The following is a 15,147-nucleotide window of genomic DNA, read 5'->3' as shown; positions in this document are numbered from 1 at the left end:
GCCAGCGCTATCCGGAGCATAGCGTTTTTTTCTCTGTCGTGATACTTCTCTATAAGCCTAACTGAATCTTCAATTATCTCTCTTTCGCTCTGGACGACCGAGTCAGGGGGCAGCCCCCCATCTTTCTTTGAGAGAGACATCGAACCTCTCGTGGGATGAAACCTCACGCCGGTACCAAGTGCCGCCTCTATTTCGCTGTCGATGAACTCATTTCTTCCCTTCGGGTGAAGGTACAACATGTCGGTTGTGGTTGTAACCCCAGACATCATCATTTCGTAAATCGCCACTTTACTGCTCACGTATATCGCTTCATTATCGAGGTTCTTCCACCGCTCATAAAGGAAGACAAGCCAGTCAAACAACTTCGCCGATGCGACTTCCTTCACACTGCGAAAGAGTGACTGATAAAAATGATGATGAGTGTTGACGAAACCCGGCAGAATGATTCTACCGGAAAGGTCTATCTCTATATCCCCAGGAGAAGGGATCCCAGTTCCCACATCTGTTATAACACCGTCCTGGACAACAACAAATGCATCTTTAAGTTCGTCTCTTCTTTCGTTCATGGTCACGAGATAGTCGATGTTTTTCAGTATTGTCTTCAAAGAACGCACCTCCGATTTACTGTGTCTCCAATTCATTAGCGGGGTCGAGCCTTATAACTTTTTGCGCCATCTCAGAAAAGACATCGTCATGAGTAACTATTATAGATTGATCTAGCTCCCCGAATAATTCTCTTAGAGAGTGGGCAAGAAGCTCTTTCCTCTCTTTGTCAAGGTTTGAAGTCGGCTCGTCGAAAACGGCAAATCTTGCTCCGCTTAGGATGCCGGTCATAGCTGCCCGCAAACAGAGTGAGACGAGAACCTGTTCACCCCCCGAAAGATTAGAGAAACTTCTGACGCTTCCACCTTCATATTCAGGTGCTTTGACAGAGACCTCGTAGTCTTCGTTCCATCTTATAGTCTCCTCCATACCGGATATTCTCATGTAGTCTAAAGTAGCCTTCCTTTCGATTGCATCGCGAAAGCCGGCTGTGATTCTCTCTCCCGTGAGATTGAGATTCTCTCTTATCTTTTCCGCAAGTTCGACCTTTTTGCCTATCTTCTCTATCGTTTTTTGCCTTGTTTTCTTCTGTTTTTCGATGTCGGCAAGGTTTCTAAGATCGGTTTTTGCCGACAGGAGATCTCGATCGATGGATACTGTCTCATCTCGTTTCAGATTGTATTTCTCTTCCACAGCTTTCTCTTCAATTCTAAGCTGCTCGAATCGTTCTGAATCGAAGGCCCTCTGGAGGGAGCTATACTCTTTTCTAATCTTTGAAATCGAAAGAGACGTATTTCTGCACTTTTCAAGCGAGCTTTTACAAAGCGAAGCATACTCTTCAAGATAGCCTGCTAGGGTCGCAAACCTGTTGTAGTTCTCATAACCGGTCTTGTTCAAGGCCATTGCTCTTCGCGTTTCTTCGATTCGCGTGTTGAATTCCGGAAGCTTGTCGAGTTCCTTTGCATATTCTTCTAATGAGCTTCTCAAATCAGCTGTCTCAGTCCTGCGGGAGGTAATGGCTTTTTCGGTTTCCTTCTTCTCTTCGTCCAGTATTTTCCTGCCGATAATCAGTTCTTCGATCTGAGAATCGATTCTCTTTATCTGATCGGAAAGCGAAGAGACCTGCTTATTTTGAAGCTCTAGTTCTGTCGAAGCTTCACGGATCTCCTTCTCGATTTCTTCACTCATTTGTTCGACTTCGGCAGGAACACCCGAAATCGATGAAAGCTCTAGAATGAGTTTTTTATGAGTTTTCATCAGTTTGCTCTTCTCTTCTTCAATCCTCGACTTCTCACTTTCTTTTTTCGCTCTTTCTTCAATCGCTTTTAGGGTCAGAGTCTTTTCCCCCAGGAGCTCGTTCAGCCTAGATGGACTATCCCCAACTTTTTTTATCTCTTTCAAAAGCTCTCTTTCGCCTTCTTCAAGTCCTTTAATTAATTCCGCTATGTATCCTCCATAGTCTTCTCTGTTTTCAATGTTACGGCACTTCTCGTTCAACAACGGGCAGATACCTTCGGCAAGGGAACCCTCATACTCCTTCAGTGCCTTTTTTTGCGCAGATTTTGTCGTTTTTGCCTCGTTCAGTCTTTCTAGGACCAGGACTTCCCGATTTGTCTTCTCTATCTCTTCATCTATCTTTTTCAGAAGTAAGTTGAGCTCATCGGCGCTCTCCAAATTTTGGACGCTTGCCCATAGATCCTCAAGCGCATTGATGCGTCTCTCATTTTCTCTATATTGTTCATAGATCACTTTGAAAGCTTTCTTCTTCGAAAGACTGAGTTCGTAAGCCCTTCTCTTGTTTCCCAACTCTAGCTCGGCGGCTTCTTTCTCTCTAATTAGCCCACTGCGTTCCATCTTCTGCTTTTCAAAACGCTCATCAATCTCTCTGAGTCTGTTGTTTTTGTTCGAAAGCGACTCCGTCAATCGGGTGATCTCGATCTCAAATTCTGAGACCTTCCTGCCGATTCTCGAAGATTCTTCAGCCAGACCTTCCAATCTCCTCTTTTCAGTATTGAGGATGTTTTCCTCCCTAAGAAACTTTTCATATAGATCATGGGCCTCCCTTGATTCGTCGACGATTTCCTTCGCCCTCTCAGCTCTCTCTCTTTGTTTCAGATTGTTCTTTAGATTGCCCGAAGCGTCTTTCAGAGAGACAAGTTCTCTTTCAAGGCTGCTTTTTCGAGAGGCGAGTTCTCTGGAGACTTCTTCAAGAACGGTTTTTTCGCTTCTAATCTTTGTAAGAGTATCTCTTAGCGTATCCAGTTCCTTCTTTGTAAGCGAAAGGTCCTTCAAGAGCTGTGCCATCCGTTTCTTAACTTCTTCTTTTCTTTCCAGTTGACTGTCAAGAATGGCAATCTCTCTTCGGAGGAACTCGTCTTCGCTTCTTAAATCGCTCACGTAGCTTCTCATGAAGTCCGTCGATATTTTTCTGTAGAGATCAACCTGGAAGACCCTGTTGAAGTAGTCCCTTCTGACTGCGGGGCTGCCGAGAAATTGGTCGGCTATCTTGTTCTGGAAAGCCACTATAACATTTTCAAAGGTCCTCGAAATGTCACCCTGGAGACCGCAGATGGTCCTTATCTTCTCTATGACGTTTTCCCTTCCTCGAGCTACCAGGAGCTCTCCCTGATAAAGCTCGTGGTTTGATGCATTACCAAAAACCTTTTCAACAACATATTCGAGTCCATCATCTGCAAGAAAGGCTACCTTGATCCTGGCCCTTCTTTCATTCCATCTAACGGCGTCCTCCTGCCTGTCACGCAAACCTCCTCCGAAAAGCGCGAGTCCTATCGCTTCTATGATAGATGACTTACCGGAACCGTTTCTTCCAAGAATCAGGTTTATTCCCTTTTCGAAGGTTCCGGAATACCTGGAATGACTTCGGAAGTTCTCGAGATCGATCGAAGTTATTCTCAAGGCACATCACCGATAATTCTTTCCAGGAAGGAATCGACAGAGTCTTTGAAGAGATCGTATCTCCCTTCTTCTTGAAAGTGTTTCATTTTATCGATTATGGCTACCAGTTCCTCTCCCTTAGCCCCAATCTCCTTCCACTCTTTTGAACTCATTATCACTTCTCTTTCGATGTCTCTCGCGCTCATTGATTTATAGTCGTCCAGAGTTATATCGCGATCAGTTCTCCTGACTTTCACGAATGCCTTGAGGGCCCCGCAAGACTCTATCTCTCTTTCAAGGCTCCCCTGATCAACATTGAAATCGCCGCGTCCCGAAACAGTCACCAAAACTATTGCACCTTGATGAATTTCATGGTTTTCTATGAAATCTGAAAGTCTTTCGTTTTCGTCCACTTGAACCGAGAACTCCTGCCTTTCCCTCCGATGTGAGTCGTGGAAATCGGCTGACTCTTTCTCCGTATCGAAAACGTAGAAGCCTTTTCTATCGTTTTCCCAGACATCCCAGTATTCAAGAGATCCGGGGACAAAGAAGAACGGATCATCCGCAGGAAAAGCGAGCTGCGAATGAAGATGTCCTCCCCCTGCATAGATCACTTTCGATCGAAGGATATTCAGTGCTTCGGGCGTAACTAGCCCTGGAATAAAGCTATCGTTACCGGGCGCAGTGTGGACAAGCACTATGTTGTTTCTTCCACTCAAGATACTCGCGACTTTCGAAATCATTTCCTCTGCCAAAAAGCCCGGGTACCCGAGACCATAGACTTTGAACCCGCTGATCTCAACGTAGGGAAAGAGTATATCGTTATCCCCTTGAACTGGAGAAAGCAATTCAAGGTACGCCGTTTCGTGAAGAAATCTGAGCCAGGATTCGTTAACGTTGAAGCTCTTGTCATGGTTTCCCTCTATCGCCAGAACCCTTATTTCACTCTCTTTAAGTCGGAAGAGAATACTTTGTGTCCGTGCAAGGGTGTCTGGATTTATTTCTCTCTTGTCAAATAGATCACCGGTAATGAAGAAGGCGTCGATTTTGTGAGCTACTGCCCAGTCAACCACAAATTCAAAGGCATCGAAGTAGTCTTCGTATCTTGTATAAGAATAGGGGCTGTTGGGCGAGCCGATGGGCCTTCTCCCCAGATGAATGTCTGAACAGTGGAGGAATCTCAAATCAGCGAGCTCACTTTCTGAATTCCAGCTTTGATGTCTCGCTGCCGGCATCTCTGAAAAGTTTCAGTGTTCCGGTCATGATTGCGAAGAGCTCAGTCGTGTTGCATACGGTCCCACCGAATAGGTGACCTCCAACTGCATTTCTTGAGGGACCGGAAAGCGTTACATGAAGATGCGGAAAGGGTTTACCTCCCTTGAGAGAGACATTACCCGATATGTGGAGAAGTTCATGAGGAACTGTGACAAGTTCCTTCTCGTATTGTTTAGAAACCGAGTTGAACCAACCGATCGTGAAGTCTCTCAACATACCGATTCCGCTAACGATTATAAGCGAATGGAGCCCATTATCGGAAAGTGTCCGAACGAAAGCGTCTATGAAATCCTCTCCATCTTCGAATCGAAAGAGCAGTACACTCTCATCTCTTGCAAAAATCATCAAATCACCACCTATATTACGATTTTACTACATCTTTTTCATCTTACCGAACTCACAATCGATGAACCTCACATGGTCTTCCCCCGAAGGCTTAAAAATGTCTCTCCTTCGTCACTCCCGATGATAGAATTGAAAAGTATTGTTTTCGCCTGGAGGTCCAATTATGTCTGGTCAGTTGCTTTTCTTCATCGTTCTCTTTTTCTGGGTTGGATTCGATATCTATCTCTTCTTCCTTCACAACAGGAAGATCAGCGAGAGACTCCAGGAGAAGCGATCAAAATACATCATGCTTGCCTTTGTTCTTTCGGGCATGTTTGGTGCGATTGCAGTCGATGGCCGTTCGAAGGAGGTCTTTCTCATGACTTTCCTTCCTCATAGATGGATAGGAGTGGGAATGATGATCTTCGCCGTCGTAATCCGTTTCTTCGTAGTGAGACAACTGGGCCCCGCCTTCGCAATTGATGTTGGCGCGCTTCCAGATCAGAAACTGAGAACCGACAGGTTCTACAAGGTCATTCGTCATCCGGCCTATGCAGCCGAGATCGTAGGTTTTCTGGGGCTTTCTCTGGTCTTCAACTATCCGTTGAGTTCAATCCTTGCTTTTGTCCTTCCAACAACCGGAATTCTTTACAGAATCTCCGTAGAGGAGAGGAATCTGAAAATTATATTTGGAGAAGAATACAGAGAGTACTGCAAAAAGACCTGGCGTTTGATTCCCTATCTGTTCTGAACCAATCGGGAGGTGAAAGAATTGAAGTCTTACAGAAAGGAGCTTTTCTTCAACACAAAGATGAGACGAGAGATAATCAATATCACAGACGATGTGGAAGGCGCGCTTTTGGAAAGCGGGATCCGAGAGGGACTTGTGCTGGTAAATGCGATGCATATTACGGCAAGCGTGTTTATAAACGACAATGAGTCGGGACTCCATCAGGATTTCGAAAGGTGGCTCGAAAGACTCGCCCCGGAAAAACCATATTCTCAGTACGAGCACAACGGATTCGAGGATAATGCAGATGCTCATTTGAAGAGAACGGTAATGGGGAGAGAAGTTGTCATAGCAGTAACTGATGGAAAGCTTGACTTTGGGCCATGGGAGCAGGTTTTCTACTACGAGCTAGATGGCAAAAGGCGAAAGAGAGTTCTGATAAAAATAATCGGTGATTAAGAGCTCAGGTTCAACGGTTTTTGGAGGCATTATCAGATAAACAGGCCTAAACAGCTCCAGAGAGCTTCAGTATCTTCTGTTTGGCTTTGCGAGACTCCAGCATGAATGTTATGGTAATAGTAACATTCATATGGAGGTGCTATAGATGAGCATCAGAGAGGCATCACTGGATTCTCGTTCTTTTAAGTTTTTGAACGAAGGTTCGGTCGATGTTACATCTTTTGCAAAGCAAGTGGGGATAAAGCTGCCCGTTGTGATTACTAAGAATCTATGGAATGAAATGGTGAAAACTGACGAGAACGCAAGAATGTATGGCCAGAACGAAGAGAAACGTCTAGAAAGTCTTCTTACAACATTGAAGATGGAGTTACTGAAGGGGAAAGCTAAGGATCTCTCATTCACTTTCTTTATATGCAAGGATCCGAAGACAACCAGTTGCAGGCTTCTGAAAGTCAGTTATAAGGATAAGGATAATGGAGAGCGCTACTTGAAGATTTGTACTGATAACGAGGCTAGTTGATTCGAGAAATATAATGATCTATTTCTTTACAATAACGACTTGCTTTGGAAAGAGTCATTAGGCTATAATCAGCTAAACAATTCATGAGGTTTGAATTATGGAGATAAATCTCGACAGAGGAAAAAACAGAATAGCTATGATGATGTACGGCAACGCCCTTGTTTCTTCGGGTGCTTAGCTGTACCTGAGAAAATAGAAGCGGGGCGTCTCAAGAGAGACGCCCTTTTTTTATATTCAGGAGGGATTTGTATGAAGAAACTGTTTGTGTTACTGGTTCTACTAGGAGTGTTGTTTGCGTTCGGTACGACGAAGATCAGGATAGGTGCTTCACCCGTCCCCCATGCGGAGATCCTTGAGGCTATAAAAGCCGACCTCGCTGAAAAAGGCTTCGATCTCGAGATAGTTGTGTTCAACGACTATGTGCTTCCGAACATTGCCCTTTCAACCGGCGAGCTTGATGCCAATTATTTCCAGCATGTTCCTTACCTTGTGTCCTTCACTTCTCAGAGGGGAATAAAGGGACTGGTTTCTGCCAAGGCTATTCACGTCGAACCGATGGGGTTCTTCTTGAAGAAACCTCTTTCGGAGCTGGCTCCGGGCGACAAGATCGCCCTTCCGAATGATCCAACTAATGAAGGCCGCGCACTTATTCTTCTTCACAACAACGGACTTATAGAGCTAAAAGATCCTACGAAGCTGGAGTCGACAGTTCTTGATATAAAAGAGAATCCAAAGCAGCTAACTTTCGTAGAGATTGAGGCTGGATTCATTCCCAGAGTCTACACAGACGATAAAACGGTTGTCGGAGCCGTTATCAACACGAACTACGCCCTTACTATCAACCTCAACGCAGTTACGGACGCGGAATTCATTGAAGGAGCCGAATCTCCTTATGCAAACATAATAGCCATTCGTGAAGTCGACAAAGACGAAGCGTGGCTGAAGGCACTAATCGACGCCCTGACAACGGAAAAGGTCAGAGACTTCATTAATGAAAAGTACGATGGTGCCGTAGTACCGGTCTTTTGAGGCGCAGTGTTTTGATTCTAAGGGTCGAAAAGCTAAATCTATCTTTTGAAGACAAATCGGGAAAGAGAAAGATCCTCGATGATGTGAGTTTGTCGGTCGAAGAGGAAGAAATAGTGGGAATCGTGGGGTTGTCCGGAGCAGGGAAAACTTCTCTGCTCCGAACCCTCAACCTCCTGCAGCCTGTCGATAGCGGTTCGATATTCTTCGACGGTCTTGACATCGTTGGACTCAAAGAGAGCGAAGTGCGAAATGTAAGAAAGAAGATTGGCGTAGTCTTTCAGAGCTTCAATCTTTATCGGTACAGGACTTTATATCAGAACATTGCCTTTCCTCTGAAGATTCAAGGTGTCTCAAAGAAAGAGATAGAAGAGAGAGTAATGAATATAGCTACAGAGCTTGGCCTGGAACACAGACTGAGAGCCTATCCTTCGCAGTTATCTGGGGGCGAACAGCAGAGAGCCGCAATCGCTCGCGCTCTCGTTATGGATCCAAAGATGATTCTTCTCGATGAGCCCACCTCGGCTCTCGATCCAAAGACGACCGGCAGACTTCTAGATCTCGTCGTAAGTCTCAATGAAAAACACGGCATCACTTTTATCGTTGTTACTCATGATATGGATGTTATCAAGAGAACTTGCGACAGAGTTGCATATCTGCAGAATGGAAAGCTGGACTTCTTCGGACCAACCCATGAGTTCTTCGTCAAGATAGAAAACAATGAAGTGAGTGACTTCGGTAAGCCCCTGGAACTAGAGAAAACTTTACTTTCGGCTAACAAGAAGATCCTTAGAGTTCTTTTCTGGGGTACACGGACCCATGAACCCGTTCTCTGGAAAATCGCAAAAGAGAACGATGTGATGATAAATATCCTCTACGGAAAGATAGAAGAATTCAAGAACGGTCCCTTTGGAACTCTAATAATCGGTGTCGAGGGCGAGAAACAGGATCTCTTCGTCGAAAAGCTAAGGGAATCCGTATTCTTCCTTGAGGAGGTATGCTGATGCTATCTCAGATTTTTAACGCAACTCTTGAAACTCTTTACATGCTACTTCTCTCGGGATTTCTCGCTACTTTTCTTGGCATTCCCCTCGGGGTGGGATTGTACCTGTGTTCGAGGTCTCGTGGGCTTAAAGGGCTTTACGCTTTGTTAGATCTCTTGGTGAACATTTTTAGATCGATTCCGTTCATTATTCTTGTTTTGCTTTTGATTCCCGTTACTAAACGAGTCATGGGAACGATAATCGGGCCGAACGCAGCAATATTCAATCTGACGATTGCTGCTATCCCATTCATGGCAAGGCTTTCCGAGAATTCCTTCAACGGCGTTCCCTCTGGAATCATCGATTCATCGAACTCGATGGGACTCAATAGATGGCAGATGGTCACAAGGGTTTTGATTCCGGAAACGCTGCCCGATCAAATTGGAAACGTAACCGTACTGCTGATCAATCTCGTCACCTACACGGCAATAGCGGGGGCCGTAGGCGCCGGTGGGCTGGGTCAGCTGGCAATCAACTACGGTTACTACAGGTTTCAGTGGGACGTGGTTCTTTACGCCGTTATCGTTCTCGTGGCAATCAGCCAGCTTCTTCAGTTCACTGGAGGCAAGCTGGCAAAAAGATTACGAAAATAACTCTGGTTCAAATATTTCAGAAGATTTCTAGATTAAAATTGCATCTTTCGTGCTCAGGCCAGGATGTTGTAAACTGGTATCGGGCGAAGAAACTGCTCGAAAACAGAAGTCTACTGAAAAGAGTACAACAATGAAGGGACTACCGATCGACATCGATACGCGAGTCAATTTGATGGAGATTGACCGTCTAGAGTGCGATGTTAGCGTATCACGATACAGATACCGGAATTGCCGCCTTCTGTGAAGGAGACTCCTTCCCTGACGAGTTGGCAAACTGTGAAGCTGAAAGAGAAGAGATAACTGAAGACGTCTCGAAATACGCGTGGATGCGAATCGAAGACCCTTATACTTAATTACGACTAGTTTTGTGGCGATAAATCGGAGAAATTTGAGGCCATACCGTGGATAACTTCAAGAGAAAAATACAAACTCATCGAAGGATTCGTTTACACAAGAGCAGAGGACAGCATCCGGGATGAAGCGAGTTACGAGATTTCCGGAGGAGACTTATTTTCGAAATTCCGCATATTTTTCGAACATCACAGCGATCACAAAAACGCTCGGTTTAAATTTCAGAGCGAAATCTTGAGAAGGATTGCGTTTGAGTGGCCAAATTGCTTTGGAATAGATCCGACTGATCGTTCTGGACTGTAACCGCGGTTAGCCGTCATCTATATCGTAAAGAGACTTGATATGAATGGAAGACTTGACCGAGTGTTGCTCATATCGATTTACAGGAGGGACAGAGCGTGAAAAACGGTGGATTGTCGCTGGAAAAGGGTAGTTCAAAACAGCTGACTATTAGAAGCCTTGTAATCGGAGGGTTTGGTTCGGTAGTAATCACGACCAGTTCCATGTATGTCGCCTTGAGGATGGGTGCCCTTCCCTGGCCAACAATATTCGTTGCGGTAATGTCCCTCGCAATATTGAAGGCGCTTGGAAGAACCAATCTGAACGAGATAAACGTTACGCACACCGCAATGTCGTCGGGAGCAATGGTAGCTGGTGGTCTGGCTTTTACGATTCCCGGAATCTGGATCCTTGAGGAGACGTCTGAAGTGGGTTTTCTTTCGTTGTTGATCGTCACCTTATCCGGAACTGTTTTGGGTGTCGTATTCACTTCGCTTATCCGACAGCATTTCGTGGAGAAAGAGAAGCTGCCTTTTCCCATGGGTGTGGCATCATATGAAACGGTCGTTGCCGGTGACGAGGGAGGAAGGAAAGCAAAGTATCTCTTCTCCACAATGGGAATTGCTGCAGTCTTCGTCGCTATAAGAGACGGGTTGGGCTGGATCCCGGCTGCCTGGTCTTCTGCATGGCTCTATTCGAAAAACATCTTCTTCGGCACATGGATCTCGCCCATGGCAGTTGGAATTGGTTATATAATCGGTCCCCTATTTACCGGTGTTTGGTTTCTCGGAGCGGTTCTTAGCTACTTCTTAATTATCCCCGTAGGAGTCGCTCTTGGCTGGTTTGAAGATGTCGCTACTGCCGCTGCGTTCAAAGACAGCCTAGGAATAGGGCTAATGGTTGGAACTGGACTGGGAATTCTTATAAAGGGAATCCTCCCTCGAGCAAAGGAGATATATGGGAAATCGCAGAAGCGTGAAAAGGGAAGGTTAGGAAGGCAACTGATACTCGCTCCTATCTTTTTTGCCGTGGTTGCCGTATTTCTGACAACATTGACGGAAATGACGCTAATTCCATCTCTCCTTACGATTGTTGGAGTTTGGCTTACAACGGCAATGGCCGCTTCGATTACTGGGCAGTCTGGTATCAATCCGATGGAGGTCTTCGGAATAATAATTCTCTTAGGGGTAAAGGTAGTGTCAGATATCGGCACCATTGAGGCCTTCCTCGTCGCCGGAGTTGTCGCAGTGGCTTGCGGACTCGCGGGAGATGTACTCAACGATTTCAAGTCCGGCTACCTCTTGAAAACTGATCCCAAAGCTCAGATTATAGCCGAGACGGTCGGTGGAGTAATCGGTGCAGTTGTGTCGGTTGTTGTCCTGTTTATTATGTTCAGGGCCTATGGTACAATGGGCCCAGGAACGGAGCTTCCCGCACCACAAGCGTATGCCGTTTCCACAATGGTCGGTGGTCTTCCCAATACTCCGGCTTTCTTCTTCGGTCTTATGATTGGAATACTGATTTATCTGATTGGACTCCCCGGGATGACCCTGGGAATTGGAATGTATCTTCCCATGGAGATATCGTCTGCCGCTTTTTTGGGAGGCATGATAAGTCTTATCTCCGTAAAGCTCAATCCGAAGTCGAAAGAGAACGGTCTGGTCATATCGTCTGGTCTTCTTGGAGGAGAAGGGATTACAGGGGTGGTTCTTGCGATTATCAGAGTGCTTACAGGAAGTTGACATTTTCGTCGATATGTTTGAGGAGTTGTTTTGAAGAGCTCTCATGTTTTACTCACAGTCCCTTATAGCCGAGCCAACATTTCTTTGAAGTGGTTGCTACTCGGCGCAATGATCGGGGTGTTAGGTTTTTTTCTGGTTGGTCAGTCAAGACAAAGAATAGAGTCCCCGTATTACGCGGATCAGTTTGCCGCGGCTCGCCTAATGGCTTCATCAATAGAAGAACTTTCCAGATTTCGTGAATCACTTGGTATAGAAATCGATCCCTCAGTCGACCCTAACTTGACAGGCCTTATAGGTCCCGAATTTACCGAAATTACAACTACTCTCGGCAATCTTCAGGCTAAGAGAACTTCAACGAACCCAGATTTTGCGGCGCTTATGGTTAAGTTCTTCAAACAACTGAATCTTGAGAAAGGTGATCCGGTAGCTATCGGTGCAAGCGGCTCCTTTCCGTCTCTTCTACTTGCGACGCTTTGTGCCTGTGAGACATTGGAGCTCCAACCGTTTGTGATCTACTCGATAGGTGCCTCTGAACACGGTGCAACTCACCCGGAGTTCACATTCGTCCATATGCTGAATCGCCTCGTAGAAGTCGGCCTGCTCAGAGATAGTCTCGTTGCCGTCTCACTTGGAGGCAACTACGATACAGCGAGCGGGATGTTTTTTCCGGGCGCGCGCGAACTAATGACCGATATCGCTCTGTCTTCCGGCAAGACTTTCATCTACGAAGAATCTCTTCAAGAAAGCATAGACAAACGTCTGGAGATCTATATCCAGGAGGCCGAAGGGCTTCCTTCTGTTTTCGTAAACGTGGGTGGTGCAGCGCCGAATTTCGGCAATTCACTTATTGCGACAAGTCTCGATAACGGTTTGCTTACAGCGTTCAGTTCGATACCAGAGGGCGATGAAAGAGGACTGATCTTTGAGTTTGCCGAACTCGGAGTACCGGTGATCCATCTCCTAAATATCAGAGATCTTGCTCTGGATAACGGAATTCCCATTGATCCAGTCCCATTTCCCGAACCAGGAGAAAGCGGCGTCTTTTTTGTTGATAGTTTCTCTTTGCCTCTAATAATCGTCTTTCTGAGCCTGATGGTTCTCTGTATCGTTGTGGGACGGGTGATTCATCAATGAACAACATAATTCTTGCAGGAACTGCACTTTTGATTCTTCTTTCAGCCCTGTTGGCTGAAAACATAATATCTAGAAAGCGTAGGGCGCGGCTCAAGTTCGTCGTTCAGGTAAACGGAACTAGAGGGAAGAGTGAAACCGTGCGGTTAATCCATGGCGCGCTAAAAGCCAACGGGTTTAGGGTTCTTGGAAAGACCACAGGGACTGTGCCTCTGTGGATTACTCCAGAGGGGAAACACGTAGAGATAATTCGCCATGGCCCCGCAAACATACAGGAGCAGTTTCTCGCGCTCAGAAAATCCCGGCGCGACAAATGTGACGCACTCGTTGTCGAATGCATGGCCATAAAACCCGAGATGCAGCTGGCAAGCGGAAGAATACTCGATGCAGACATCACGGTAATAACTAACACGTTCCCAGATCACATCGAAGAGATAGGAAGCACTGAAGAAGAAACGGCCAGTGTTCTTTCTTTATCAATTGCGCCGGGAAAGGCCTGTATCGTAGGAAGTGTGTCGCCCGAAGCCTATGAAAAAGTTAGGAAGACCTGCGAGAAAATCGAAACAAAATTGATTGTTGCGGCTACGTCAACAGAATACCTCTCTGGGTTCAAATTCATACCCCATGACGAAAATCTGTCGATCACAATCAAAGCTGCAGAGCTTCTCGGGCTTGACAGATCGCTGGCTATCGAGGGAATGAAAGAGGTTCTGCCCGATGTGGGAACCTTCCGGTACTTGAAGCTCGGAGGTAAAATGGGAAATGCCATTCTTGCAAACGCCTTTGCTGCAAACGATCTACACTCTACTTCTCTTCTTCTGGAAAAAGTGATGCGAGACTTTCCAGAGAAAGAGATTATCGGGTTCTTCAATTCTAGAGATGATAGGCCCGATAGGGCTGCAATTTTCGAAACGATGATCAGGAGTTTCGATAGAACAATAGTTAAAGGACCCCTTCCAAGAAGGATTTTAAACAGCAAGAACGTAGAGAAACTAGATGATCCGAGTCAACTGGATTCGCTTTTAGACGGAAGCGAGCTTGTGTTTGGATTCGGTAATATTCGCGGCCTGGTAAACTGGCTGAACGGTCTGGAGGAGATTTAATGAGTCCGGCTTTGTTTTCGATTGGAATAGTTATAAGTACTGCATTCTGGTGGGTGACGGGATTGTCTGCAGGTGGACTTGTGACTCCAGTCTATCTTTTCATTTTTATGGAACAACCGTTGAGGCTTCTATACACCTGGGCGGTCGGCCTTGTTACATTTCTCATCCTGAATCTTCTCCAGAGATATCTGATTCTCTACGGCAGAAAGAGGATGGCTCTTGGCATTGTTCTAGGTGTTTTCGTCAAACTCTCTCTGGATACCTTTCTGATGCCCAATCTTCCAGTCGAGCTGTTTTCAACCGTAATCGGCACGATTGTTCCGGGGCTCATCGCTAATGACTTCTACAGGCAAGGAATTATAAAGACTTCTCTTTCACTGGCCTTCGTAACACTGCTCCTTTGGCTGATCGATACATTGATAAGGACAGTAATGGTTATCTAGCAGTCATAGTTATCCGAAGATAACGAGCCTAATAATCAGAAACAAACTCGAGATTGCCAGAGAGATAACGGAAGAGGGGAATCCGATCTTCATGAAATCGAGAAAACTGTGCGTATTTCCGTACTCTTTGTTGACCATCTCAAAGCACATCACATTTGCAAGATGGCCGGTTACTGTTCCATTCCCACCGAGGTTTGCTCCCAAAGCAAGTGCAATCCAGAGATCATATTGAAGCGGATAGTGAACAGAGAGTTCAGCAACAATCGGAATGAATATCGTGACCACGGGAATGGCGCCAGTCACCATTGCGATCATTCCACTGACCCAGAGTATAAGCATAGAAAGAACTGCGGGGTTGCTGGAAAGACCTAACGCAAGATCGGAAAGTTCACTTGTTATTCCCGTGCTTTCAAGAGAATATGCAAGTGAAAAGAGCCCGATGAAGAAGAGAATGGCGTTCCAGTCGACTTCATTTGCCACCGATTCAAAGTCCTTTCCGGTATACAAAAGCAGAAATGCAGCTCCCAAAACCGCAAATAGTGACATTTCGATATCTACAATGCTATGAACTGCAAATCCAATGACAACAACTATCAATGTGCCCAGACTGACATACATCAACTTTCTGTTGGTTATTACTCCGTCCAGCTTAAGTCCTTGAATCTCATCTTTCTTGTCCGAAATAGATGA

The 15,147-nt window shown here is 45.7% G+C and carries 16 protein-coding genes and 1 pseudogene; 12 read left to right on the top strand and 5 right to left on the bottom strand.

All coding sequences use genetic code 11. The features are described 5' to 3' along the window. From BG32_RS10600 to BG32_RS10585, 4 genes are all read right to left on the bottom strand, one after another. Nucleotides 1-605, bottom strand: a 605-nt coding sequence (locus tag BG32_RS10600) for an amidohydrolase family protein (RefSeq protein ID WP_147434959.1), incomplete at its 3' end; no start/stop codon positions are given. Nucleotides 606-621: 16 nt separating this feature from the next. Then, the gene (locus tag BG32_RS10595; protein ID WP_121526807.1) at nucleotides 622-3,459 is read right to left on the bottom strand and encodes an AAA family ATPase; all 2,838 of its coding nucleotides are present in this window, start codon (nucleotides 3,457-3,459) and stop codon (nucleotides 622-624) included. After that, on the bottom strand, nucleotides 3,456-4,622 hold the full coding sequence (locus BG32_RS10590) for an exonuclease SbcCD subunit D (RefSeq protein WP_099772970.1): 1,167 nt from the start codon (nucleotides 4,620-4,622) through the stop codon (nucleotides 3,456-3,458). The genes BG32_RS10595 and BG32_RS10590 overlap by 4 nt, the downstream gene beginning before the upstream one ends. 10 nt (nucleotides 4,623-4,632) lie before the next feature. Further along, on the bottom strand, nucleotides 4,633-5,058 hold the full coding sequence (locus tag BG32_RS10585; protein ID WP_099772971.1) for a PPC domain-containing DNA-binding protein: 426 nt from the start codon (nucleotides 5,056-5,058) through the stop codon (nucleotides 4,633-4,635). 163 nt (nucleotides 5,059-5,221) lie between these two features. On the opposite strand from BG32_RS10585, the gene BG32_RS10580 reads away from it, so the two are divergent. The 12 genes and pseudogenes from BG32_RS10580 to BG32_RS10530 all read left to right on the top strand — a co-directional run bounded on the left by BG32_RS10580 (nucleotide 5,222) and on the right by BG32_RS10530 (nucleotide 14,457). Beyond that, nucleotides 5,222-5,788, top strand: a complete 567-nt coding sequence (locus tag BG32_RS10580; RefSeq protein WP_099772972.1) for an isoprenylcysteine carboxylmethyltransferase family protein — start codon at nucleotides 5,222-5,224, stop codon at nucleotides 5,786-5,788. A 21-nt stretch (nucleotides 5,789-5,809) separates the two neighbouring features. Further along, entirely contained in the window at nucleotides 5,810-6,226 is a 417-nt protein-coding gene (locus BG32_RS10575; protein WP_099772973.1) for a secondary thiamine-phosphate synthase enzyme YjbQ, read from the top strand. A 145-nt stretch (nucleotides 6,227-6,371) separates the two neighbouring features. Beyond that, nucleotides 6,372-6,746 (top strand): hypothetical protein, encoded by a 375-nt coding sequence (locus BG32_RS10570; protein ID WP_099772974.1) that lies wholly within the window; start codon nucleotides 6,372-6,374, stop codon nucleotides 6,744-6,746. Between the two features lie 249 nt (nucleotides 6,747-6,995). Further along, complete coding sequence (locus BG32_RS10565; protein ID WP_099772975.1) at nucleotides 6,996-7,775, top strand: MetQ/NlpA family ABC transporter substrate-binding protein; 780 nt, start codon at nucleotides 6,996-6,998, stop codon at nucleotides 7,773-7,775. An 11-nt stretch (nucleotides 7,776-7,786) separates the two neighbouring features. Beyond that, nucleotides 7,787-8,776 carry a methionine ABC transporter ATP-binding protein gene (locus tag BG32_RS10560; protein WP_014731960.1) on the top strand — a complete coding sequence of 330 codons (990 nt, stop codon included), beginning with the start codon at nucleotides 7,787-7,789 and terminating at the stop codon, nucleotides 8,774-8,776. Continuing rightward, nucleotides 8,776-9,408, top strand: coding sequence for a methionine ABC transporter permease (locus BG32_RS10555; RefSeq protein WP_014731959.1), 633 nt, complete (start codon nucleotides 8,776-8,778; stop codon nucleotides 9,406-9,408). Before BG32_RS10560 ends, BG32_RS10555 begins: the two co-directional genes overlap by 1 nt. Nucleotides 9,409-9,605: 197 nt before the next feature. Continuing rightward, complete coding sequence (locus BG32_RS15615) at nucleotides 9,606-9,761, top strand: hypothetical protein (RefSeq protein WP_183084325.1); 156 nt, start codon at nucleotides 9,606-9,608, stop codon at nucleotides 9,759-9,761. A 34-nt stretch (nucleotides 9,762-9,795) separates the two neighbouring features. Then, nucleotides 9,796-10,062: pseudogene (locus tag BG32_RS17150) on the top strand (hypothetical protein); the annotation flags it as partial. 95 nt (nucleotides 10,063-10,157) lie between these two features. Continuing rightward, nucleotides 10,158-11,780 (top strand): OPT/YSL family transporter, encoded by a 1,623-nt coding sequence (locus tag BG32_RS10545; protein WP_014731958.1) that lies wholly within the window; start codon nucleotides 10,158-10,160, stop codon nucleotides 11,778-11,780. Nucleotides 11,781-11,810: 30 nt separating this feature from the next. Continuing rightward, nucleotides 11,811-12,914 carry a poly-gamma-glutamate system protein gene (gene pgsW, locus BG32_RS10540; protein ID WP_006487267.1) on the top strand — a complete coding sequence of 368 codons (1,104 nt, stop codon included), beginning with the start codon at nucleotides 11,811-11,813 and terminating at the stop codon, nucleotides 12,912-12,914. Then, nucleotides 12,911-14,014, top strand: a complete 1,104-nt coding sequence (gene pgsB / locus BG32_RS10535; RefSeq protein ID WP_006487265.1) for a poly-gamma-glutamate synthase PgsB — start codon at nucleotides 12,911-12,913, stop codon at nucleotides 14,012-14,014. The genes pgsW and pgsB overlap by 4 nt, the downstream gene beginning before the upstream one ends. Further along, nucleotides 14,014-14,457 (top strand): poly-gamma-glutamate biosynthesis protein PgsC/CapC, encoded by a 444-nt coding sequence (locus BG32_RS10530; RefSeq protein WP_006487263.1) that lies wholly within the window; start codon nucleotides 14,014-14,016, stop codon nucleotides 14,455-14,457. Before pgsB ends, BG32_RS10530 begins: the two co-directional genes overlap by 1 nt. 9 nt (nucleotides 14,458-14,466) lie before the next feature. Here BG32_RS10530 and BG32_RS10525 read toward each other — a convergent pair. Next, on the bottom strand, nucleotides 14,467-15,147 hold a 681-nt coding region (locus BG32_RS10525; protein WP_183084324.1), incomplete at its 5' end, for an SLC13 family permease.

Origin of the sequence: Mesotoga sp. HF07.pep.5.2.highcov (assembly GCF_003666285.1) — a bacterium.
Taxonomy (GTDB): Bacteria; Thermotogota; Thermotogae; order Petrotogales; family Kosmotogaceae; genus Mesotoga; species Mesotoga prima.
This window is presented reverse-complemented; position numbering and strand designations above follow the sequence as displayed.

What these genes read in the sequence shown, in the direction of transcription:
- BG32_RS10585 (WP_099772971.1), bottom strand. Translation starts at nt 5,058, where the DNA reads ATGATTTTTGCAAGAGATGAGAGTGTACTGCTCTTTCGATTCGAAGAT.
- BG32_RS10580 (WP_099772972.1), top strand. Translation starts at nt 5,222, where the DNA reads ATGTCTGGTCAGTTGCTTTTCTTCATCGTTCTCTTTTTCTGGGTTGGA.
- BG32_RS10570 (WP_099772974.1), top strand. Translation starts at nt 6,372, where the DNA reads ATGAGCATCAGAGAGGCATCACTGGATTCTCGTTCTTTTAAGTTTTTG.
- BG32_RS10565 (WP_099772975.1), top strand. Translation starts at nt 6,996, where the DNA reads ATGAAGAAACTGTTTGTGTTACTGGTTCTACTAGGAGTGTTGTTTGCG.
- BG32_RS10555 (WP_014731959.1), top strand. Translation starts at nt 8,776, where the DNA reads ATGCTATCTCAGATTTTTAACGCAACTCTTGAAACTCTTTACATGCTA.
- BG32_RS15615 (WP_183084325.1), top strand. Translation starts at nt 9,606, where the DNA reads ATGTTAGCGTATCACGATACAGATACCGGAATTGCCGCCTTCTGTGAA.
- pgsB (WP_006487265.1), top strand. Translation starts at nt 12,911, where the DNA reads ATGAACAACATAATTCTTGCAGGAACTGCACTTTTGATTCTTCTTTCA.
- BG32_RS10530 (WP_006487263.1), top strand. Translation starts at nt 14,014, where the DNA reads ATGAGTCCGGCTTTGTTTTCGATTGGAATAGTTATAAGTACTGCATTC.